Annotated in this window: 30 protein-coding genes; 2 read left to right on the top strand and 28 right to left on the bottom strand. The window is 62.3% G+C overall.

Annotated elements, in window-relative coordinates; genetic code table 11:
• The first annotated feature begins 137 nt into the window (after positions 1-137).
• Positions 138-1,622: a hypothetical protein gene (locus MTR66_RS01405; RefSeq protein ID WP_243917264.1), complete on the top strand. Its 1,485-nt coding sequence runs from the start codon at positions 138-140 to the stop codon at positions 1,620-1,622.
• A 5-nt stretch (positions 1,623-1,627) separates the two neighbouring features.
• On the opposite strand, the gene MTR66_RS01410 is transcribed toward MTR66_RS01405, so the two are convergent.
• The 26 genes from MTR66_RS01410 to rpsL form a co-directional block, all read right to left on the bottom strand.
• Positions 1,628-2,827 (bottom strand): ankyrin repeat domain-containing protein, encoded by a 1,200-nt coding sequence (locus tag MTR66_RS01410; protein WP_243917266.1) that lies wholly within the window; start codon positions 2,825-2,827, stop codon positions 1,628-1,630.
• A gap of 149 nt (positions 2,828-2,976) precedes the next feature.
• A complete protein-coding gene (gene rpmD / locus MTR66_RS01415) occupies positions 2,977-3,153 on the bottom strand; it encodes a 50S ribosomal protein L30 (protein ID WP_007011854.1) in 177 nt (58 codons plus the stop codon).
• A 6-nt stretch (positions 3,154-3,159) separates the two neighbouring features.
• Positions 3,160-3,876, bottom strand: a complete 717-nt coding sequence (rpsE, locus tag MTR66_RS01420) for a 30S ribosomal protein S5 (RefSeq protein ID WP_243917269.1) — start codon at positions 3,874-3,876, stop codon at positions 3,160-3,162.
• A 2-nt stretch (positions 3,877-3,878) separates the two neighbouring features.
• Positions 3,879-4,217, bottom strand: a complete 339-nt coding sequence (rplR, locus tag MTR66_RS01425; protein ID WP_243917271.1) for a 50S ribosomal protein L18 — start codon at positions 4,215-4,217, stop codon at positions 3,879-3,881.
• Positions 4,217-4,750: a 50S ribosomal protein L6 gene (gene rplF, locus MTR66_RS01430; RefSeq protein WP_243917273.1), complete on the bottom strand. Its 534-nt coding sequence runs from the start codon at positions 4,748-4,750 to the stop codon at positions 4,217-4,219. Before rplF ends, rplR begins: the two co-directional genes overlap by 1 nt.
• Entirely contained in the window at positions 4,750-5,145 is a 396-nt protein-coding gene (rpsH, locus tag MTR66_RS01435; RefSeq protein WP_243917275.1) for a 30S ribosomal protein S8, read from the bottom strand. The genes rplF and rpsH overlap by 1 nt, the downstream gene beginning before the upstream one ends.
• Positions 5,146-5,159: 14 nt before the next feature.
• Complete coding sequence (gene rpsN, locus MTR66_RS01440; RefSeq protein WP_207094711.1) at positions 5,160-5,465, bottom strand: 30S ribosomal protein S14; 306 nt, start codon at positions 5,463-5,465, stop codon at positions 5,160-5,162.
• Positions 5,466-5,491: 26 nt separating this feature from the next.
• Entirely contained in the window at positions 5,492-6,073 is a 582-nt protein-coding gene (gene rplE, locus MTR66_RS01445) for a 50S ribosomal protein L5 (protein ID WP_243917278.1), read from the bottom strand.
• Entirely contained in the window at positions 6,066-6,383 is a 318-nt protein-coding gene (rplX, locus tag MTR66_RS01450) for a 50S ribosomal protein L24 (protein WP_243917280.1), read from the bottom strand. The genes rplE and rplX overlap by 8 nt, the downstream gene beginning before the upstream one ends.
• Positions 6,383-6,751: a 50S ribosomal protein L14 gene (gene rplN, locus MTR66_RS01455; RefSeq protein WP_188819707.1), complete on the bottom strand. Its 369-nt coding sequence runs from the start codon at positions 6,749-6,751 to the stop codon at positions 6,383-6,385. Before rplN ends, rplX begins: the two co-directional genes overlap by 1 nt.
• A gap of 92 nt (positions 6,752-6,843) precedes the next feature.
• Complete coding sequence (gene rpsQ / locus MTR66_RS01460; RefSeq protein WP_243917281.1) at positions 6,844-7,131, bottom strand: 30S ribosomal protein S17; 288 nt, start codon at positions 7,129-7,131, stop codon at positions 6,844-6,846.
• A gap of 12 nt (positions 7,132-7,143) precedes the next feature.
• A complete protein-coding gene (gene rpmC / locus MTR66_RS01465; RefSeq protein ID WP_067735996.1) occupies positions 7,144-7,347 on the bottom strand; it encodes a 50S ribosomal protein L29 in 204 nt (67 codons plus the stop codon).
• 2 nt (positions 7,348-7,349) lie between these two features.
• Positions 7,350-7,781 (bottom strand): 50S ribosomal protein L16, encoded by a 432-nt coding sequence (gene rplP / locus MTR66_RS01470; RefSeq protein ID WP_067735993.1) that lies wholly within the window; start codon positions 7,779-7,781, stop codon positions 7,350-7,352.
• A gap of 22 nt (positions 7,782-7,803) precedes the next feature.
• On the bottom strand, positions 7,804-8,499 hold the full coding sequence (gene rpsC / locus MTR66_RS01475) for a 30S ribosomal protein S3 (RefSeq protein ID WP_243917282.1): 696 nt from the start codon (positions 8,497-8,499) through the stop codon (positions 7,804-7,806).
• A 3-nt stretch (positions 8,500-8,502) separates the two neighbouring features.
• Positions 8,503-8,880: a 50S ribosomal protein L22 gene (gene rplV, locus MTR66_RS01480; RefSeq protein ID WP_243917283.1), complete on the bottom strand. Its 378-nt coding sequence runs from the start codon at positions 8,878-8,880 to the stop codon at positions 8,503-8,505.
• Entirely contained in the window at positions 8,880-9,158 is a 279-nt protein-coding gene (gene rpsS / locus MTR66_RS01485; RefSeq protein WP_243917284.1) for a 30S ribosomal protein S19, read from the bottom strand. The genes rplV and rpsS overlap by 1 nt, the downstream gene beginning before the upstream one ends.
• 6 nt (positions 9,159-9,164) lie before the next feature.
• Positions 9,165-10,001, bottom strand: a complete 837-nt coding sequence (gene rplB / locus MTR66_RS01490) for a 50S ribosomal protein L2 (protein WP_243917285.1) — start codon at positions 9,999-10,001, stop codon at positions 9,165-9,167.
• A 4-nt stretch (positions 10,002-10,005) separates the two neighbouring features.
• Entirely contained in the window at positions 10,006-10,323 is a 318-nt protein-coding gene (locus tag MTR66_RS01495) for a 50S ribosomal protein L23 (protein WP_243917286.1), read from the bottom strand.
• Entirely contained in the window at positions 10,323-10,961 is a 639-nt protein-coding gene (gene rplD, locus MTR66_RS01500) for a 50S ribosomal protein L4 (protein WP_243917287.1), read from the bottom strand. The genes MTR66_RS01495 and rplD overlap by 1 nt, the downstream gene beginning before the upstream one ends.
• 3 nt (positions 10,962-10,964) lie before the next feature.
• The gene (rplC, locus tag MTR66_RS01505) at positions 10,965-11,723 is read right to left on the bottom strand and encodes a 50S ribosomal protein L3 (RefSeq protein ID WP_243917289.1); all 759 of its coding nucleotides are present in this window, start codon (positions 11,721-11,723) and stop codon (positions 10,965-10,967) included.
• 352 nt (positions 11,724-12,075) lie between these two features.
• A complete protein-coding gene (rpsJ, locus tag MTR66_RS01510) occupies positions 12,076-12,387 on the bottom strand; it encodes a 30S ribosomal protein S10 (RefSeq protein ID WP_007011873.1) in 312 nt (103 codons plus the stop codon).
• A gap of 218 nt (positions 12,388-12,605) precedes the next feature.
• Entirely contained in the window at positions 12,606-12,959 is a 354-nt protein-coding gene (locus MTR66_RS01515; protein ID WP_243917291.1) for a hypothetical protein, read from the bottom strand.
• A 100-nt stretch (positions 12,960-13,059) separates the two neighbouring features.
• The gene (gene tuf / locus MTR66_RS01520) at positions 13,060-14,250 is read right to left on the bottom strand and encodes an elongation factor Tu (RefSeq protein WP_243917292.1); all 1,191 of its coding nucleotides are present in this window, start codon (positions 14,248-14,250) and stop codon (positions 13,060-13,062) included.
• A 95-nt stretch (positions 14,251-14,345) separates the two neighbouring features.
• Complete coding sequence (fusA, locus tag MTR66_RS01525) at positions 14,346-16,439, bottom strand: elongation factor G (protein ID WP_243917294.1); 2,094 nt, start codon at positions 16,437-16,439, stop codon at positions 14,346-14,348.
• A 112-nt stretch (positions 16,440-16,551) separates the two neighbouring features.
• The gene (gene rpsG / locus MTR66_RS01530) at positions 16,552-17,022 is read right to left on the bottom strand and encodes a 30S ribosomal protein S7 (RefSeq protein ID WP_243917296.1); all 471 of its coding nucleotides are present in this window, start codon (positions 17,020-17,022) and stop codon (positions 16,552-16,554) included.
• A 179-nt stretch (positions 17,023-17,201) separates the two neighbouring features.
• Positions 17,202-17,573 (bottom strand): 30S ribosomal protein S12, encoded by a 372-nt coding sequence (rpsL, locus tag MTR66_RS01535; protein WP_007682177.1) that lies wholly within the window; start codon positions 17,571-17,573, stop codon positions 17,202-17,204.
• Positions 17,574-18,352: 779 nt separating this feature from the next.
• On the opposite strand from rpsL, the gene MTR66_RS01540 reads away from it, so the two are divergent.
• Entirely contained in the window at positions 18,353-18,940 is a 588-nt protein-coding gene (locus MTR66_RS01540) for a MarR family transcriptional regulator (protein ID WP_243917298.1), read from the top strand.
• A gap of 136 nt (positions 18,941-19,076) precedes the next feature.
• On the opposite strand, the gene MTR66_RS01545 is transcribed toward MTR66_RS01540, so the two are convergent.
• Together MTR66_RS01545 and MTR66_RS01550 are read right to left on the bottom strand one after the other, a co-directional pair.
• A complete protein-coding gene (locus MTR66_RS01545; protein ID WP_243917301.1) occupies positions 19,077-19,910 on the bottom strand; it encodes a response regulator transcription factor in 834 nt (277 codons plus the stop codon).
• Positions 19,911-19,960: 50 nt separating this feature from the next.
• Positions 19,961-21,331 (bottom strand): aromatic ring-hydroxylating oxygenase subunit alpha, encoded by a 1,371-nt coding sequence (locus MTR66_RS01550; RefSeq protein WP_268740180.1) that lies wholly within the window; start codon positions 21,329-21,331, stop codon positions 19,961-19,963.
• Between the last annotated feature and the right edge of the window lie 51 nt (positions 21,332-21,382).

The raw sequence follows: 21,382 nt of genomic DNA on the forward strand, positions 1-21,382 counted from the left end.
CTTTTTCGGTGCGTGCTGCTCCGGAGGAACAAAGCCCGGACCGACAGGACCGGGCTCATGAATTTAACGCAAAATTATCCATGGCAGGCTCACAACCCCACGGCTCCCCTCCATCCTCGAAGGCCCGCAGTGGACAGATGACAGGCATCGGCAATGAACAGGATCACTTTCCTGCCTGGTACGCCCTGGTGTTGCTGGCCATCGGCGTGGCCTTGCGCGCCAGTACCTTCGGTGATCCCAACCTGCATGTCGATGAAGTTTTCTACCAAACCGTCGGCATCGCCATGCACCACGGCGCGATACCCTACGTCGATGTATGGGACCGCAAGCCCTGGGGGCTCTTCTTCTGTTACTACCTGATCGCCTTCCTATCCAGCGCGCCACTTGCCTATCAGCTGGTGGCCACCGTTTTCGCTGCGGCGACAGCTTGGGTCATCGCCCGTATCGCCAGCCAGTGGAGCACCCCGCGAGCTGGTCTGTTCGCTGGCATCGTGTACTTGCTGTGGCTGGACCGGCTGCAAGGCTTCGGCGGACAGGGACCGGTCTTCTACAACCTGTTCATGGTCCTTGCCGGTTGGCTTGTCTTCCGCTCGCAGAGCCGCCTCCAGGCCGGACACGTTCCTGCAACGGTCCCCACAGCGATGCTGCTCGCGGGCATCGCCATCACATTCAAACCGACAGCCTTTTTCGAATCGTGCTTCTTTGGCCTCTACTGCGCGTTGCTGCTCTACCGCTCGCCTCTACAGCGCGGGCCGCTCGCCACGAACGTGGCCGGGTGGATGGCCCTCGGCGCGGCCCCTGCCCTGACCATATCCGCCTGGTACTGGCTCCACGGTTATTGGCACATCTACTGGCAGGCCATGTTTCTTTCGAACCTGCACAAGCCCTCGTTTCTCTACGCCGATACCATGCGGGCGCTGGTCACGTTTATCATCCTGGCTCCCATCATCACCGTGGCCACGCTATCGCTGGCGACCTGGCACGGTGGAAGCCGGCGTTTCGTGGGTTGGTGGGTGCTTGCCGCGCTGCTCGGCCTGATATCCGTACCCAATTTCTACATGCACTATTCGTTGCCGCTGCTGGTTCCGCTAAGCTTGTGTACGGCCGCCTTCTTCCAGCGCAGGGCCACGGGGCCCGCCGCGCTTATCGCGCTCACCTTGTGGTCGCTGCAAACGTCCCATGCGTTTGACTTTCAGCACACCCGCCAATCGAAGCAGGCCATGCATGACCTCGCAACAGCCATCCGGGCACACGACACCGGAGGAGATCTCTTTGTCGTCGATGGCCCTCCGCAGCTCTATGTCCTCACCGGGCACCGCTTTCCCACGCCTCTGGTGTTTCCGCATCACCTCGGTCATCTGATCGAAAAGGATCTGAGCCACCTTTCAACGCTCGGAGAAACCCGCAGGGTGCTTGGTTTGAAGCCCGGCATCATCGTTATGCCGGACAAACCCCGCCAAGATCCTCCCAACATGGAAGTCATCGATGCGGTAAATGCCTATATCGCCGCTCACTGCCGCAAGGTCGCCAGCATCGAAACGCCGGACCTGCTGACCAGCGCCCGCATGAACGTCTGGGCGGACTGCCGGAAGCCCCCTGCCCCCGGCGCGCACGGTCATTGAGTTCCTTACTTCCCGCCGATGCCGACCACCAGCTTGGCGCTCTCCGGCACCGGTGTGCCGAAAGCGTCGCGGGCAGGTGCCCAGTGAACGATGTCGATCGCGAGATCGCACAGTTCCTTGTCGAACTCCGGCGAATTGGAACCAGGTTTCATCGTGCACGATGTCGAATTGCCCTTGGCATCGACATCGAACAGCACCAGGTGCCGCGAGAACGGGCGCTGGCTCAGGACCTTGTTGTACCGCTCCTTGAGTTCAGCCAGCGCGTGGTTGAGCTCTGAAAGGCTGGTGTCGTCCCAGCGCGGCTTCTGGCGCAGATTGGCGAATTCCTCTTCCGTCACCAGCGGGCGCAGACGGCGGATCATCGCGGGCCAGCGCATGATCCTCGCGACCTGCAGCGGCGATTCGCGGTCGATTGCCGTCTGGCATGCCGCCCCGGTCGGGCTCGCCTTGGCCCTCAGCAACGCTTCGGCGGCAGGCCAGCGGTGATAGGAAATCGCCCAGGCAAGCGGCGTCATGCCGAACATGTCCGGCGCATCCACATCCTGCTTGTCGCGGTTGATCAGCACGTTGATGTCGTAGACCGAGCCGCGCCGCGCCGCCGCGCCCAGGCCGTAGGCCATGCGGGCCGGGCCGAGTTCGGCAAAACCGTATGGCAGCTCGATGCCCCGTTCACCGGCGTCGGAAAGGTCCGGCTTGCTTCCGGCGCGTTCCAGTTCGCGGCAAACGTCGGCGTATGGGTATCGCGGGTCCGAAAGCACGGCCGCGTTGTAGCGGCGTCCGAAGTCCGTCACTTTGTCATCCGGCCCCCGCCCCAGCGCCGCTGCTTCGTCAGGCACATAGGCGAGAACGCGCACAGTCCACGGCCGCAGGCCGCCAAGCACGCGGCACTGGGCGTCGTAAAGCTCCGTGGTCAGCCCATCAGGCGTAGTGGCCGCGGCAAGCCGGTAGTCCCCGGCATCGAGAGCCTTCTTCGCTTCCGCCACCGGATCGGGTTCTCCCCCGCCCGACAGCGCCTTGACCAGTCCGGCATCGGCGCCGCGCATGGCCTGAAGCTTTTCGGGATCGGCCCTCAAATCACCGCAATGCGCCACAGCGGCCCCGTCAGCCATGACATCGCCCGCCTTCTTCTCCTCACCGGAGGTACAGCCGGTGGCCGCCATCGACGCGAGACACACAAGACCGGTGGCGATTCCCTTGACGTTCAAGACTAGCTCCAGAGTGGAATTGGCGGCCCAGCGCATAGCACAAGCCTGCATTCGGGAAAGAGAGGCCTGCCCCTGAATGCCTCCCGCAAAAACGAAAGGCCCCGGCGTTTCCACCGGGGCCTTCCTGATCTGTACCGATGCCGAAAGGCTCAGTCGACAACCGCAACCATGTGCGGCAGCTTGGCGATCGCACCGCGCACTTCGGCAGTGTCCTCGATCTCGACGACCTTGTGCATCTTGCCGAGGCCGAGACCGATAAGGATCTTCTTCTGGCTCTCGGGGCGACGGATCGGCGAACCGATCTGCTTGATCTTGATCTTTGCCATGGTCGATTACTCCACGATAGCTTCAGCAGCGGCCTCGGCCTCTACTTCGCTGACGCCACCACGGCCGAGCAGGTCAGCGACCTTCTTGCCGCGGCGCTGCGCAACCGACTTCGGCGAAGTCTGGCTGTTCAGCGCGTCGAACGTGGCACGGATCATGTTGTACGGGTTCGAAGTGCCGACCGACTTGGTCACGACGTCAGCGACGCCCAGGCTCTCGAACACGGCACGCATCGGACCGCCCGCGATGATACCCGTACCGGCCGGAGCCGAACGGACGTTCACGCGGCCTGCGCCGAAGTGGCCCTTGCCGTCGTGATGGAGGGTGCGGCCCTCCTTCAGCGCGACGCGGATCATCTTCTTCTTGGCCGAAGCGGTTGCCTTGGTGATCGCCTCGGGAACCTCGCGGGCCTTGGCATGGCCAAAGCCGACGCGGCCCTTGCCGTCACCGACGACGACGAGCGCGGCGAAACCGAAGCGCTTGCCGCCCTTCACCGTCTTCGAGACGCGGTTGATGTGAACGAGCTTTTCGATCAGCTCTTCACCCTGCTCCTCGTCGTCACGGCGGCCACGACGATCGTCGCGACGGCCACGGCCGCCACGCTCACCGCGTTCGCCACGGCCACGGCCGCGGCCACGGCCGCCTTCGGGCTGCGCAGGGGCGCCAGCAGCGCCCTGCGTGTTCTCAGCCGCAACCGGCTGTTCGTTGGTGTTTTCGTCTGCCATGATCAGAACTCCAGCCCGCCTTCACGAGCGGCTTCGGCCAGCGCCTTGACGCGGCCATGGAACAGGAAACCGCCGCGGTCGAACACGACAGCAGTGATGCCCGCCTTCTTGGCAGCCTCGGCGAGCTCCTTGCCCACACGAGTAGCGGAATCGACGTCCGTGCCCTTGCCGCCAAGGGTATTGGCGGCGGCCACGGTGCGGCCCTGCGCGTCGTCGATGATCTGCGCATAGATGTGACGGCCGGTGCGGTGCACCGACAGACGCGGACGGTCGCCCGAACGGGCGCGAAGGGCGGTACGGACGCGCCGGCGGCGGCGTTCGAAAAGGGAAAGCTTTGCCATTACTTCTTCTTCCCTTCCTTGCGGAAGATGTACTCGCCGCGGTACTTGATGCCCTTGCCCTTGTAGGGTTCGGGCTTGCGCCAGCGGCGAATTTCGGCCGCGAGCTGGCCGACCTTCTGCTTGTCAATGCCGGAGATCTCGACCGTGGTGTTGTCCGGGGTCTTGATCTCGATGCCTTCGGGCACGTCGATGTCGACGTCGTGCGAGAAGCCGAGCTGAAGCTTCAGCTTCTTGCCCTGGGCCTGGGCACGGTAGCCGACGCCCTTGATTTCAAGGACCTTCGAGAAACCTTCGGTCACGCCCTCGATGAGGTTCGAGACCAGCGTGCGCTGCATGCCCCAGTGGCTGCGGGCAGCCTTCGACTGGTTGACGGGCTGCACGGCGATCGAACCGTCGTCGACCGAATAGGTCACGAGGTCCGACATGCCCATGGTGAGCGTGCCCTTGGGGCCCTTCACCGACAGCGTGCCATTGTCGATATTGGCGGTGACGCCGCTCGGGATCGCCACCGGCTTTTTACCGATGCGGCTCATCAGAACACCTCCGCAAGCACTTCGCCGCCGACGTTCTGGGTGCGGGCTTCGTTATCCGAAAGCACGCCCCGCGGCGTCGAGACGATGGTGATGCCAAGGCCGTTGCGCACCACCGGGAGTTCCTTGGAACCCGAGTAGACGCGGCGGCCCGGCTTGGAGACGCGCTGCACGTGCTTGATCGCGGGCTCGCCTTCGAAATACTTCAGCTCGATGCGCAGCTGCGGGTGAGCGCCGGTGGCATCTTCGCTGTAGCCACGGATGTAGCCTTCGCGCTGGAGCACTTCGAGCACGCGGGCACGAAGCTTGGAGGCCGGGGACAGGACGGAGTCCTTCTTCGCCCGCTGGCCGTTGCGAATGCGGGTGAGCATATCACCCAGAGGATCGGTCATAGCCATCTTCGTCTATTCCCTTACCAGCTCGACTTGGTCACGCCGGGGATCATGCCCTTGTTGGCAAGATCACGCAGCTCGACGCGGCACAGGCCGAACTTGCGGTAGTAACCGCGCGGACGGCCGGTCGTGGCGCAGCGGTTGCGAACCCGGGTCGGGTTGCCGTTGCGCGGGATCTCGGCCAGCTTCAGGCGGGCAATGAGACGCTCGGTTTCGTCGAGCGATTCATCGTCAGCGATCGCCTTGAGGCGCGCGTACTTGCCTGCATACTTCTTGACGAGCTTCTTACGACGCTCGTTCTTGTTCACGGAACTCAGTTTCGCCATGGACTTAAGCTCTCTTTCTCAGCGGCTCACGCCGCCTCCTGCTGTTCCGACTCTTCAGCCGGGAACGGGAAACCGAACAGGCGCAGCAGTTCGCGCGCTTCTTCGTCGGTCTTGGCGGTGGTGGTGACGATGATGTCCATGCCACGCACCTTCTCGATCTGATCGTAGCTGATCTCGGGGAAGATGATCTGCTCTTTCAGGCCCATCGCATAGTTGCCGCGGCCGTCGAACGACTTGGCGTTCAGACCACGGAAGTCGCGGATGCGGGGCATCGCGATCGTGATGAGGCGATCGAGGAATTCGTACATGCGTTCGCGGCGCAGGGTAACCTTGCAACCGATCGGCATGCCTTCACGCAGCTTGAACTGCGCGATCGACTTGCGGGCCTTGGTGATCACGGGCTTCTGACCGGCGATGGCTTCCATCTCGGCAGCGGCGGTCGTGACCTTCTTCTTGTCCTGGCTCGCTTCGCCCACGCCCATGTTGAGCGTGATCTTTTCGATCTTGGGCACTTCCATCACGTTCTTGTAGCCGAACTTTTCGGTCATCGCTTTCGCGATTTCCGTGTCGTACTTGGAACGCAGACGGGGGGTGTACTTGTCAGCCATCGATGGTCTCCCCGGACTTCACGGCCACACGGACCTTCTTGCCGTCCTTGACTTCGAAGCGAACGCGGGTCGGCTTGCCGTCCTTGCCGGCAACCGCGACCTTGCTGATCGCCATCGGCGCGGGCGTGCGGTCGATGCCGCCCTGCGGGTTCGTCTGGGTCGGCTTGCGGTGCTTGGTGGCAACGTTCACGCCCTCGACCACGACCTTGCCGTCCTTCGGGAGAACCTGAAGCACGGTACCGGTGCGGCCCTTGTCCTTGCCGGACAGGACGACGACCGAGTCACCCTTCTTGATCTTCGCAGCAGCCATCACAGCACCTCCGGAGCAAGCGAGATGATCTTCATGAAGCCGCGGCCGCGCAGTTCGCGCACGACGGGGCCGAAGATACGGGTGCCGATCGGCTCCTCGCTCTTGTTGATGAGCACGGCAGCATTGCTGTCGAAGCGGATCACGCTGCCATCGGGACGGCGCACGTCCTTCTTGGTGCGCACGATCACCGCACGGTGAACGTCGCCCTTCTTGACGCGAGCGCGGGGCTGCGCCTCCTTCACCGACACCACGATGATGTCGCCGACGCCGGCGAAACGACGCTTGGACCCGCCCAGTACCTTGATGCACTGGACGCGCTTAGCGCCGCTGTTGTCCGCGACGTCGAGATTGGATTGCATCTGGATCATTGATCCGGTTCCTTCTCAACTGGCTTGCCGGAACCAGTCCGGCAGTTCCAAAACACTACTTCAACCTGCTCTTCGTGAGCTTGTCGAAGCGATTAGTTGGCCGCCTCGACGTCGAGGTTGGCCTCCACCGCGGTCCCCTTGCTCGCCTGCAGGCGATCGAGCACCTTCCACGTCTTGGTCTTGGAGAACGGCTTGGTCTCCTCGATACGGACGCGCTCACCGGTGTGGTAGGCATTGTCCTCGTCGTGGGCGTGGTAGCGCTTCGAGCGGCGGATGATCTTCCCGTACAGGGGGTGCTTCACCTTACGCTCGACGAGCACGGTCACGGTCTTGTCGGTCTTGTCGGAAACGACGGTCCCGATCAGAATACGCTTGGGCATCGTGTTTCCTCCTTACGCCTTCGCCGCAGCACGCTCGGCCTGGAGCGTCTTGATGCGGGCGATGTCGCGACGGACTTGCTTGATGCGTGCCGGGGCCTCGAGCTGGCTCGTGGCGGCCTGGAAACGCAGGTTGAACTGCTCGCGCTTGAGGTCGGCGAGATCAGCGGTCAGCTGGTCGTCGGTCTTGGCGCGAAGGTCTTCGATCTTGGCAGCCATGATCAGCCCTCCAGGTGCGAGGTGTCGCCGAGACGGGCAACGACCTTGGTCTTGATGGGAAGCTTCATCGCAGCGCGGCTGAACGCCTCGGCTGCGAGCGGACCGGCAACGCCGTCGAGCTCGAACAGGATACGGCCGGGCTTGACGCGGGCCGCCCAGTATTCGACCGAACCCTTGCCCTTACCCTGACGGACTTCGGCAGGCTTCTTCGAAACCGGCACGTCCGGGAAGACGCGGATCCAGAGACGGCCCTGGCGCTTGATGTGGCGGGTGATCGCGCGGCGGGCCGCTTCGATCTGGCGGGCGGTGATCCGCTCGGGCTCCAGGGCCTTGAGGCCGTAGGAACCGAAGTTCAGGTCGGTGCCACCCTTGGCGTCGCCCTTGATCCGGCCCTTGAAGGCCTTGCGGAACTTGGTCTTTTTCGGTTGCAGCATGGTGCTTACTCTATCCTATGCCTCAGCGCGCCGGGCGAACGCCGGAGGTCTGAGCCTCCATCATCAGCCGGTCCTGCGCCGTCGGGTCGTGGCCGAGGATCTCACCCTTGAAGACCCACACCTTGATGCCGATGATGCCATAGGCGGTCAGCGCCTCGGCTTCGGCATAGTCGATGTTCGCGCGCAGCGTGTGCAGCGGCACACGGCCTTCGCGGTACTGCTCGACACGGGCGATTTCCGCGCCGCCGAGACGGCCGCCGCACATGATCTTGACGCCTTCGGCGCCCAGACGCATCGCGGACTGCATCGCACGCTTCATCGCCCGGCGGAAAGCCACACGGCGGATCAGCTGGTCGGCAATGCCCTGAGCGACGAGCTTGGCGTCGATTTCCGGCTTGCGGATCTCAACGATGTTCAGCTTCACTTCGCTCGACGTCATCGTGGCCAGCTTCTTGCGAAGCTTCTCGATGTCGGCGCCCTTCTTGCCGATGATGACACCCGGACGGGCGGCATAGATCGACACGCGGCACAGCTTGGCAGGACGCTCGATCACCACCTTCGAGATCGCCGCCTGCGGCACGCTCTCGATGATGAACTTGCGGATCTTGAGGTCTTCCTCAAGCAGCTTGCCGTAGTCCCGGCCTTCCGCGAACCAGCGGCTGTCCCAGGTACGGTTGATCTGCAGACGCAGACCGATCGGATTGCTCTTGTGACCCATGGATCAGGCCTCCTCGACTTCGCGAACGACGATCCGCAGCCGCGAGAAGGGCTTCAGGATCCGGGTGGACTTGCCGCGGCCACGAGCGTGGAAACGCTTCATGGTGATCGACTTGCCGACCGATGCCTCGGCGACGACAAGCGCGTCGACGTCGAGGTTGTGGTTGTTTTCCGCATTGGCGATCGCCGAAGCGAGAATCTTGCGGGCTTCCACAGCCATCGCCTTCTTCGAGAAAGCGAGGATGTTCATGGCTTCCTCGGCCTTCTTGCCGCGGATCAGACCGGCGACGAGATTGAGCTTCTGGGCCGAACCACGGATAGTGGTGCCGACCGCGAGCGCTTCGTTCTCGCCGACGCGGCGGGGTGCCTTGTCCTTGCTCATCAGCGCTTGCCCTTCTTGTCGGCGGCGTGGCCAGGGAACGAGCGCGTGGGCGCGAATTCACCGAGCTTGTGGCCGACCATGTCCTCGTTGACCGAGACCGGGATGAACTTGTGCCCGTTGTAGACGTTGAACGTCAGACCAACGAACTGCGGAAGGATGGTGGAGCGACGCGACCAGGTTTTGATCGGACCGGCGCGGGTACCGGCATCCTGCGCGACCTCGGCCTTCTTGAGAAGGTACAGGTCGACGAAGGGGCCTTTCCAGACGGAACGTGCCATCGTGTCTTACCTCTTCTTCTTGGCGTGGCGCGAACGGATGATCATCTTGTCCGTCTGCTTGTTGTTGCGAGTACGGGCACCCTTGGTCGGCTTGCCCCACGGGGTAACCGGGTGACGACCGCCCGAAGTGCGGCCTTCACCACCACCGTGCGGGTGATCGACCGGGTTCTTGGCGACACCGCGGGTCAGCGGGCGGCGGCCCATCCAACGCTTGCGGCCAGCCTTGGCGAGAGTCTGGTTCTGGTTGTCGGGGTTCGAAACCGCGCCAACCGTACCCATGCAATCGCCGCGCAGGTAACGCTGCTCGCCCGAGTTCAGGCGAACGATGACCATGCCGCGGTCACGGCCGACGACCTGGACGTAAGCGCCTGCCGAACGGGCGATCTGGCCGCCCTTGCCCGGCTTCATCTCCACGTTGTGGCAGATCGTGCCGACCGGCATCTGCGACAGGAGCATCGCGTTGCCCGGCTTCGTGTCGGTCTTTTCGCCAGCGACGATGACATCGCCAACGGCCAGACGCTGCGGCGCGATGATGTAGGCCTGTTCGCCGTCCGTGTACTTCACCAGAGCGATGAAGGCGGTGCGGTTCGGGTCATACTCGATCCGCTCGACGGTGGCTTCCATGCCCCACTTGCGACGCTTGAAGTCGATGTAGCGGTACTTCTGCTTGTGGCCGCCAGCAATGCCGCGCGAAGTCACGTGGCCCTTGTTGTTGCGGCCGCCGGTCTTGCGCTTGCCTTCGGTCAGAGCCTTGACAGGCTTGCCCTTCCACAGCGACGACTTGTCGACGAGGACCAGGCCGCGGCGGGCGGGGCTGGTCGGGTTGTAATGCTTGAGTGCCATCGGATCAGCCCTGTACGCCTTCGGTGATGTCGATCGGCTGCTCGCCTTCGGCCAGCGTGACGATCGCCTTCTTCACGTCGCTGCGGCGGTATGCCTTACCGCGCCAGCGCTTGGTCTTGCCCTTGGTGACCAGCGTGTTGACGCTCTTGACCTTGCGGCCGAACAGCGCCTCGACGGCAGCCTTGATCTCGGGCTTGCTCGCAGTGTCCGCCACCTTGAAAACGACGGCGTTGTTCTCGGAGACGAGCGTCGACTTTTCCGTGATGTGGGGAGCAAGGATCACGTCGTAGTGACGGATATCCACTTCCTGGGTCTTAGCCATTAGTTAGTCCCTCCCGGGAGGGCGAAACGCGCCTCCAGCTTTTCGACCGCGGCGCGCGTCAGCACCAGCGTATCATGCTTCAGGATGTCATAGACGTTGGCGCCCATGGCCGGGAGCACGTTGACGCCGACGATGTTGCGGGCGGCGCGGGCGAAGTTGTCGTTCACCGCTTCGCCGTCGATCACCAGCACCTTCTTGCCGAAACCCGCCTTGGCGAGCTGACCGGCCAGCGCCTTGGTCTTGCCTTCGCTGTCGAGCGTGTCGACGATCACGAGACCATTCTGAGCCTTGGCCGAGAGAGCCATCTTGAGGCCGAGAGCACGAACCTTCTTGTTCAGCGAGACGTCGAACTCGCGGCGGCGTGCACCGTGAGCCTTACCACCGCCGATGAAGACCGGAGCCTTGCGGTCACCGTGGCGAGCCGTGCCGCCGCCCTTCTGGCGGCCCCACTTCTTGCCGGTGCGCGCAACGTCCGAACGCTCGCGGGTGGCGCGGGCGATGCCGCGGCGGTTTTCGAGCTGCCAGGTCACCACGCGGTGCATGATGTCCGCACGCGGTTCGAGACCGAATACGGCATCCGACAGATCGATGTCGCCGTTACCGGCAGTGCCATCGAGGTTGAGGACTTGAACCTTCACGACTTAGCCCTCCTGGCCTTCGGTCGCTTCGACAGCTGCGGTATCTTCCGCAGGGGTGTCGGCAGCGGCCGAGTCATTGCTGTTGGCGGCCTGCTTCAGGCCGGCGGGATAGGGAGCCTCGGCGTGACGGTCGACCTTGACGGCGTCCGAAACCGTGAGCCAGGCATTCTTCGCGCCCGGGACAGAGCCCTTGACGAAGATCAGGCCGCGCTCGTCGTCCACACGGACGATTTCGAGGTTCTGCTGTGTACGCTGACGGTCGCCCATGTGACCGGCCATCTTCTTGTTCTTGAAGACCTTGCCCGGATCCTGGCGGTTACCGGTCGAACCGTGCGAACGGTGCGACAGCGAAACACCGTGGGTGGCGCGAAGACCGCCGAAGCCCCAGCGCTTCATCGCGCCCTGGAAGCCCTTACCCTGGGTGTGCCCGGCAACGTCGACCAGCTGGCCCGGCACGAAGTGCGAGGCGGCGATGGTCGCGCCGACATCGAGCAGCGCATCGTCAGCGACGCGGAACTCGGCAACGCGCATCTTCAGCGGCACTTCGGCCTTGGCGAAGTGCTCACGCTGCGGCTTGGCAACATTCTTCTGCTTGGCTTCGCCGGCACCGAGCTGAACCGCGACATAACCGTCGCGGTCTGCGGTGCGGACCGAAACCACCTGGCAATCTTCCAGCGCCAAGACGGTGACCGGCACGTGCCGTCCGTCTTCCTGGAAAAGCCGGGTCATCCCGACTTTCTTGGCGATCACGCCGGTACGCATGACCTGTACTCCTTACAGAGGCCTGCCCGGGCCCATCCCGAACAGGCGTGTCCAGCCCAAATTGTGATGCATGCCCCGTCCGGGCTGGGTGCTCCCTGCTGGCCCATTCGCGGGCTGCGGAAGCGAGACGGGGGACGCATTCCCGGCGCTTGGCCCGAAGGCGGCGCCGGAGGTATCCCTTGTGTCCCCGCCGGTTTCCCTTGGGGGCTCTGTCTCTGCGGGTTTCTCCCCGCAAAGCCGATCTCGAGGATCGACAAGGTCATCTGAACCCGAAGGTTCGAATATCGCTCCGATCGTTTCAGGTCCGATCGAAAAAGACCTTGGGGCCGCCAGAGGCAGCCCCGAAGCTGACTTAAGCCAGCTTGATCTCGACGTTCACGCCAGCGGCCAGATCGAGCTTCATCAGCGCATCGACAGTGGCGGCGTTCGGCTGCACGATGTCGAGCAGGCGCTTGTAGGTGCGAACCTCGAACTGCTCACGCGACTTCTTGTCGATGTGCGGACCGCGGTTCACGGTGAACTTCTCGATCTTCGTCGGCAGCGGAATGGGGCCCCGAATGAGCGCGCCGGTACGGCGGGCGGTGTCAGCGATTTCGCCAGTGGCCTGGTCGAGTACGCGATGGTCAAACGCCTTGAGGCGAATGCGAATGTTCTGAGCTTCCATTACCTACTACCGATGAGAAAGAGCCAAAGGGCTTTCGCCCCGATCAATTCGAAGCGCGCCCCTACACCGCGCCCGGGATTCGCGCAAGGCCTGATTCCGCTAAAAAAGCGCAATTCCGCGCGATCGCCGCGATCCACCCGCGCCGCGTAAGGAAATGACTCAAAGGCACCTTATCACGCACGATTCCGAAGTCATCGCCGCCACCCCCCCTGAGACACCTACCGCTGCTTCTTCTTGCCCAGCGTGGCGTTGAAATCCGGATCCTTGTTGGCGACCCAGCCCAGGAACTTCTCGATGCGCGGATCGAGCTTCAGCAGATCCACATCCAGCCCGTAGCGCTGCAGTTCCGAGTTGGTGAAAGTGGTAATCAACATGTTCTGGCAGATCGGGTGCATCGGCACGGTATCGCGCCCGCCCCGGCTCTTGGGAACCGGATGATGCCAGACCACGGTTTCGCCACAAGGCCTGCCGCAAAGCCAGCAATCGGGCGGCGGCGCAGCATCGGCTGCCTCGTCTTCGTCATCGCGAAACACGTCCTCGCGGGGACCGTGCTTTGAATATTTGCGTGCCATGCCGCTCCCCCTGCCCCGGCCTGCTCCGGCCCGCAACGAAAAAGCCCGGCCTCCTTGCGGAGACCGGGCCTTTTAACTCGGTTATCCGAGGATCAGCGAATTACTTCGTGATCTTCGCGACAACGCCCGAGCCGACGGTGCGGCCGCCTTCGCGGATAGCGAAGCGGAGGCCTTCGTCCATGGCGATCGGGGCGATCAGCTTGACCGACAGGGCAACGTTGTCGCCCGGCATGACCATCTCGGTGCCCTCGGGGAGGATCACTTCACCGGTCACGTCGGTGGTGCGGAAGTAGAACTGCGGGCGGTAGTTGGCGAAGAACGGCGTGTGACGGCCACCTTCGTCCTTCGACAGCACGTAGACTTCGGCGTCGAACTCTGTGTGCGGGGTCACGGTGCCCGGCTTGGCGAGAACCTGGCCACGCTCCACGTCGTCGCGCTTCAGGCCACGAACCAGCGCGCCGATGTTGTCGCCAGCTTCGCCCTGGTCGAGCAGCTTGCGGAACATTTCAACGCCGGTGACGGTGGTCTTCTGGGTGTCGCGGATGCCGACGACTTCGACTTCCTCGCCAACCTTGATGATGCCGGTTTCGACGCGGCCGGTGACAACCGTACCACGGCCCGAGATCGAGAACACGTCTTCGACGGGCATCAGGAACGCCTGGTCGGTCGGACGCGGCGGCTGCGGGATGTATTCGTCGACAGCCTTCATCAGCTCGACGATCGAGTTCTTGCCGATCTCGTCGTCACGGCCTTCGAGAGCGGCCAGAGCCGAACCCTTGATGATCGGAATATCGTCGCCCGGGAACTCGTACGAGGACAGCAGTTCGCGAACTTCGAGCTCGACCAGTTCAAGCAGCTCTTCGTCGTCAACCTGGTCGACCTTGTTGAGGTACACGACCAGAGCCGGCACACCGACCTGACGGGCGAGAAGGATGTGCTCGCGGGTCTGCGGCATCGGGCCGTCAGCGGCGTTCACGACGAGGATCGCACCGTCCATCTGAGCAGCGCCGGTGATCATGTTCTTCACATAGTCGGCGTGGCCCGGGCAGTCGACGTGCGCGTAGTGGCGGGCGTCGGTTTCGTACTCGACGTGCGCGGTCGAGATGGTGATGCCGCGCTCGCGCTCTTCCGGAGCCTTGTCGATGTTGGCGAAATCGACCGCTTCACCGCCGTAGACTTCGGCCATGACCTTGGTGATGGCAGCCGTCAGGGTGGTCTTGCCGTGGTCGACGTGACCGATGGTGCCGATATTGCAGTGCGGCTTGTTCCGCTCGAATTTTGCCTTCGCCATCTTTCAAACCTTCTTTCGTAATGAAATTGAATCTGCGGGTGTGGAGGCGGAGCCCGCGGAATCAGCAGGCGCCGCCCCTAGAACCATTCTTGCCCTCAGGCAAGCTTCTCCTTCACTTCAGCCGCGACGTTCGCCGGAACTTCGTCGTAGTGGCTGAACTGCATGGAGTACTGCGCACGGCCCTGGGTGAACGAGCGCAGCTGGTTGACGTAGCCGAACATGTTCGCAAGCGGCACGTTGGCTTCGACGACCTGAGCGTTACCACGGCTGTCGGTGCCCTGGATCTGGCCACGGCGGCTGTTAAGGTCGCCGATGACATCGCCCATGAACTCTTCCGGGGTCACGACCTCGACCTTCATGATCGGTTCGAGGATCTTGATACCGGACTTCGCAGCCGCTTCGCGCATCGCACCGCGGCCCGCGATTTCGAAGGCCAGAGCCGACGAGTCAACGTCGTGGTACTTACCGTCGAGCAGTTCGATGTCGAAGTCGACGATCGGGAAGCCGATGAGCGCGCCGGTCTCGGCGGTCTCGCGCATGCCCTTTTCCACCGACGGGATGTATTCGCGCGGGATGTTGCCGCCCTTGATCGAGTCGATAAAGTTGATGCCGGCACCGCGCTCACCCGGGGTGAGCTTGACCTTGACTTCACCGAACTGGCCCGAACCACCCGACTGCTTCTTGTGGGTGTAGGTCAGCTCGACCGGCTTGCCGAGATATTCGCGGTAAGCCACCTGCGGCGCGCCGACGTTGGCTTCCACCTTGAACTCGCGCTTCATCCGGTCGACGATGATGTCGAGGTGAAGCTCGCCCATGCCCTTGATGATGGTCTGGCCGGATTCGTGATCGGTCGAGACGCGGAACGAGGGGTCCTCGGCGGCCAGGCGCGAGAGGGCAACGCCCATCTTTTCCTGGTCGGCCTTGGTCTTCGGCTCCACCGACAGTTCGATAACCGGCTCGGGGAACTCCATGCGCTCCAGGATGATCGGCGACTTCTCGGCGCACAGCGTGTCACCGGTGGTCGTTTCCTTGAGGCCCGCAACCGCGACGATATCGCCCGCATAGGCCATATCGATGTCTTCACGGTTGTTGGAGTGCATCAGCAGCATGCGGCCGACCTTCTCCTTCTTGTCCTTCACCGAGTTCAGGTACGTGCCCTTCGACAGCGTGCCCGAATAGATGCGGCAGAAGGTGAGCGAGCCGACGAACGGGTCGTTCATGATCTTGAACGCCAGAGCCGCGAACGGAGCCGTATCGTCCGAAGGACGGGTATCGGCTTCTTCGGTGTCCGGGTTGATACCTTCGATGGCCGGAACGTCGATCGGGCTCGGCATGTATTCGACAACGGCGTCGAGCAGGGGCTGCACGCCCTTGTTCTTGAACGCCGAACCGCACAGCACCGGCACGAAAGCGCGTTCGAGCGTGCCCTTGCGGATCAGCTTCTTGAGCGTGGCCGCGTCGGGCTCGTTGCCCTCAAGGTACGCTTCCATGATGTCGTCGTCCTGCTCGACGGCCAGTTCCACGAGCTTTTCGCGGTATTCGGCAGCCTTGTCGGCCAGGTCGGCGGGGATGTCGACGTAGTTGAAGCTGGCGCCCAGACCGTCGTTTTCCCAGACCACGCCGCGCATGTTCACGAGATCGACGATGCCCTGCAGGTCGCTTTCCGCGCCGATCGGCAGTGCCAGCACCAGCGGGGTGGCGCCGAGGCGGTCGATGATCGACTGAACGCAGTAGTAGAAATCCGCGCCGGTACGGTCGAGCTTGTTGATGAAGCACATGCGCGGAACGCCGTACTTGTCAGCCTGACGCCACACGGTTTCGGACTGCGGCTCAACGCCGGCCACACCGTCGAACACGGCGACCGCGCCGTCGAGCACGCGCAGCGAACGCTCGACTTCAATCGTGAAGTCGACGTGTCCGGGGGTGTCGATGATGTTGATGCGGTGCTCTTCACCCTCGCCATCTTCCGCACGCCACATGGTGGTGGTGGCAGCCGAGGTGATGGTGATGCCGCGTTCCTGCTCCTGCTCCATCCAGTCCATGGTGGCGGCACCGTCGTGCACTTCGCCGATCTTGTAGGACTTGCCGGTGTAGTAGAGGATACGCTCGGTCGTGGTGGTCTTGCCGGCGTCGATGTGCGCCATGATACCGATGTTGCGGTAGCGTTCGATCGGATGGCTGCGTGCCATGGTGAAAATCCTTAGCAGGAGTTTGGAAGGAACCGGGGCTCAAATAAGCCCAAGCCCCCTGAATTGAAAGTGTGACGCCCGCATGACGTGCATGCGGGCCCCACGAAGCGTCTTACCAGCGGTAATGCGAGAAGGCGCGGTTGGCGTCCGCCATGCGGTGGGTGTCTTCGCGCTTCTTGACGGCATTGCCGCGGTTGTTGGCGGCATCCATCAGCTCGCCCGAAAGACGGGCCGACATGGTGGTTTCGGGACGGTTGCGCGCGGCAGTGATCAGCCAGCGGATGGCGAGCGCCTGTGCACGTTCCGGACGGACTTCGACCGGAACCTGGTAGGTCGCACCACCGACGCGGCGGCTGCGGACCTCGATCTGCGGCTTCACGTTATTCAGGGCATCGTGGAACAGCTGAACCGGATCGGCCTTGGCGCGGGCTTCCATGGTGTCGAGCGCACCGTAAACGATGGACTCGGCAACCGACTTCTTACCATCGAGCATGAGGTTGTTCATGAACTTCGACAGGACCTGATCACCGAACTTCGGATCAGGCAGGATTTCCCGCTTCTCGGGACGACGACGACGTGACATTTCTTAACTCCAAAATGTCCGGAGCGTAGCGGAGACCTTTAAACGTCATCCCTGCGAAGGCAGGGATCTCGGGCCTCCAGGCCGCTCGGTATGTTTCATACTGCTTCGTCGCGTTTTGCGGCCAGCAGCCCCAGCCTTCGCTGGGATGACGGGCGCTGCCATGCGACGTGGCGAGCGGCTTATTTCGGACGCTTGGCGCCGTACTTCGAGCGGGACTGCTTGCGATCCTTCACGCCCTGCGTGTCGAGCACGCCGCGCAGGATGTGGTAGCGCACACCGGGAAGGTCGCGCACACGGCCGCCGCGGATGAGCACAACCGAGTGCTCCTGCAGGTTGTGGCCTTCGCCGGGAATGTACGAAATGACTTCGCGGCTGTTGGTGAGACGCACCTTGGCGACCTTGCGGAGAGCCGAGTTCGGCTTCTTCGGGGTCGTGGTGTAGACGCGGGTGCAGACGCCGCGCTTCTGCGGGTTCTGCTCCATCGCCGGGACCTTGCTCTTGGCCTTCTGCGGCTCGCGACCCTTGCGGATCAGCTGGTTGATAGTGGGCATCTATACTCTTCTTTCAAAATGGGAGTGCGATGGATCCGGCCCGTACCGTGGGCGAAAACCGCAAGCCACGGGACGGACCCGTCGCACCCCGGGTCTGCGGGCCCGGCGCGTTTCGAAAGAAAGGAGAAGTGAGGGTTCACGCAAATATGGAAAGTTGCCCCTCCCCGTTATCCCGGGACCAGATACAACCTCACTTGCGTGAGCCGAAAAACACTCCACCCGGCTTCGATGCCACCGGATTACTTTGCCATCGCCTTCCGAAACACCCCGCACGAATCGCGCGGGGCTATCCTGTTCAGATCAGTCCCGCACAAGACGCGGAAAAGCCCCGGAAATGCTGACATGGCAATGTTCAGCTCTATGTCGCTTCCTGCGAGCAAGCCCGCAGAAGATGCGCGCCCTTAGGCGATCGGAGGGGCCGGGTCAAGGATTCAGCGGCTGAGGCGGCCATCTCACTGCAACTGGCCTTACCCTCGATCCAGACAAGCAATCCCGCCAAGAGAAGAGCATACTTGAAGAACAACGCTGACAGGCCATTTTATGGCACAAGAAATGGTGCAGCGCACACTTCGCAGGGTGATGGCGGCGCATGCTGCAGCAAGGCGGAAAACAAGTCAATGCGAGTGGAATTTAAAGGACGTTACAGAACATTCACATGATTGACTTTCGGTCCGGAGAGGCCAACCATTGGCAGCATCTTCTACGCAGAAATGCGTGAGGATGCTCTGGGGAGGGAGAGCAGCGGCGAGCGCATGCCCGTTGCCGTGGGAGATCATCGCATGACGACCAGAAGAATCCGCGATCTCACCGACGAACTCAACGAACTCATCGCGAGAATAGAGATTGCGCGCGATCCCGATGATCCTGCGGATCCGCAACTGCCATTCCCCACGATAGACGACTGGCTGGAAACGGCCCAGGACCTCTACGACATGCGGCGTCAGCGGGAGAAAATCTTCGGATCGCAGCAATTGTTCGGGGAGCCGACGTGGGACATCCTGCTCGACCTGTTCATTGCCGAACTGAAAAACACGCGCATGCAGACGACCAGTGTGTGCATCGGCGCGCAGGTGCCGCAGACGACCGCCCTGCGCTGGATCACGCTGCTGGAAAAGGAAGGGCTGGTACACCGCTATCGCGACAAGACCGACACCCGGCGCGTCTTCATCCAGCTGACCGACCGGGCCCTGCGCAAGATGGTGCAGATCTTCTATGACCGGTGCTTTACTGCAGCCAGCCAGAAAAAGGCCATCCTTCCGAAACTGGCCAAGTTGCCCTGCGGCAGTGGAACGCACGATGATGCGCGCGATGCGATCATGAACGATGTGATTGCCCAGATCAGAGGCAAGCGGCAGAACCTGAACTAGCGGGACTTCAGCCCCCGAATAGCAACGGCCCGCGCACCCATCTGGCTCATCCCTGCCGCATGGCGGCGATGAGAAACCGGATGGAAGCGTGGGCCGTGCACTTTACCTCAAGGCAAGCCCCCCCTGCCCTTGAGGTTCAGAAATCCGCGTAGGCAGCGAGGCGCAGCGCCTCGTTCGTCGAGTCCGTTTCCAGCTTAGAGATCATGTTGGCGCGGTGAATTTCCACGGTGCGCGGGCTGATCCCCAGCTTCATGCCGATAATCTTGTTCGACATACCCTCGGACATGTACTGCAGCACTTCGCGCTCACGCTTGGTCAGCAGCACCAGCTTGGCGCGCGCTTCGGCCCGCAGGCGGCCGTTTTCCATCAGCCTCTGACGCTCGGCCTTGTTCGAATTGATGACGTCCATGACGCCTTCGAGATCGGGCAGACGGTCGATGTAACCGATTGCACCCTTGAGCATCGCAGAAACGATGGAGTTGAGCGAAGCCGTTTCCGAATAGGGAATGATCGGGAACCACTGCGCCTGGCGGTTAACCAGGTTCAGCAACTTGTCGAGGTTGTCGCTATTGTCGCTGAGAAGTACGATGTAACCCGTCTTGCTCTCGGCGATGAACTCTTCGATCTCCTCGAACGGTTCAACGTGAAACCCCCCAGCAAACAGGGCGTTCGTGATCTTCGCCCGCTTCTGGTAGTCGTTTTCGATCAGTGCGATGGTGCGATAGTGTTCCATACCCCGATAGTACGGGGGATTGCGGTCCGGATTAATCCCTAAGACAGTCCAATCGGGAACTTTTTGCATCCAAAACGGAACGATCTCCCGGAGCGTGTTGCAATCGTTTGAAATTTTGCATTGCAACATGCCTGAAATATTTTTCGGAACTACCGTGCCGTAATGCCAAAACTGGCTGAAATCCGCGATTTTCGTACCGCATAGTACGCGAATCAGAGGCCGAATCGGGCTGGCCATACCCCGTCAAGACGGTGGAATTACACAGCTTGCCTATCCGGGGCCGAAACTCAGTCCGGATCCAGCCTGGTGGGGGCGCCCCTCCCTTCCATGAAGTTGGCGAGGTTGCGGTGCAGGTTAATCACCTTCTGCTCCTGGTGCGGGTTGGGCAGCGGCCCGCGGAAGCCGGAAGACTTCATGCCCTTCTGCACGAACTGCATGTTGGAGAAGTCCTGCGCCAGAACCGAGCCCCAATTCTCGCCCGTGGGGTCGGCATAGACCCATTCGGTCTGCGGCTCTTCACCTTCCGGGAAGCGTTCGAGAGCGTAACTTTCAAACACGCACTTGTCCGGATCGTCGCCATAAGGACGCACGCGGTAGCATAGCGCGAACGTTTCGCCGTGAAGGATGTTCTGGTTGGGGAACAGCCCCCATGCCAGCCCGGACTCCTGCTTGATCGCAGGCGGCACTTCCGGCCAGATCACCCCGCGCGCAGCATCGTCGGCCTTGGCGGACTTGAGCCAATGTCCGATAATTTCCGCAGGCGTCGCAGTTTCAGGCAGCTCATCAACCAGGCGGCTGGCAGCCTTCACCAGCGTTTCGGTGGAAGCGGAGTAGTTCACCGTCTCGTAGTTCTCGCGGATCAGCTCGTAGGTCGAGACACGCGCATCGTCGCCCTTGCCCGCGCGGGTGGTGCCCGCACTCTCGCTCATCTGGAACTTGGTCTCGCGCGTATCGTAGCTGGAGACCGAGTGCAGCCCGTACTGCTTCGAGAGCGCATAGTAATCGCCATAGGCCAGAAGCTGGGTATGCGTGCCTGCGACGTGATAAGGCTCCAGGAACGCCTCGATCGCCGTCTTCCAGTTGCAGTCGTAGATCGCCCACTGGCGCCACTTATAGCGCATCCCGGCGAGATCGAAGTGCTCCAGGATCTCGCCCGCGCGCCCCATCCACTCTTTCAGCGGCACGCAGTCCGGGTCCATGTTGATGTAGATATAGCCGCCCCAGGTATCCACCTGCACTTCGGACAGGCAGGTCATCTCAGGGGTGAGCTTGTTGTCCCAGTCCTGCGGATCGAGGATGTAGGTGTTGTTGCCCTCGGTATCGAACGTCCAGCCATGGAAGCCGCAGATGAAGTTCTTGCGGTTGGACCCGCGCACGTCATGCACCTTACCCGGCAGCATGTCCGGCACCGAGACGAGCTGGCGTCCCCGGTGGGGACAGACATTGTGGAACGCCTTGAAAGACCCGTCGTCCTTACGCAGCACGATCACCGATTCATCGGCGACGTTATAGGTCATCCAGTCGCCGGGGTTGGGCAAGTCCTCCACCCGTTCGACCATTTGCCACACCTTGGGCCAGAGCAGCTTCTTCTCGGCCTGGAGATAGTCCTTCGAAAGGAACGCCTCGGTCGGATAAGTGGACAGCACCTCGCCGTCCATATCCTGAGCGGTCAGACGGCTGGGTTCGAACTTTTCCGGCTTGTTCACGCT

The organism is Novosphingobium beihaiense (assembly GCF_022832375.1).
Taxonomy (GTDB): Bacteria; Pseudomonadota; Alphaproteobacteria; order Sphingomonadales; family Sphingomonadaceae; genus Novosphingobium; species Novosphingobium beihaiensis.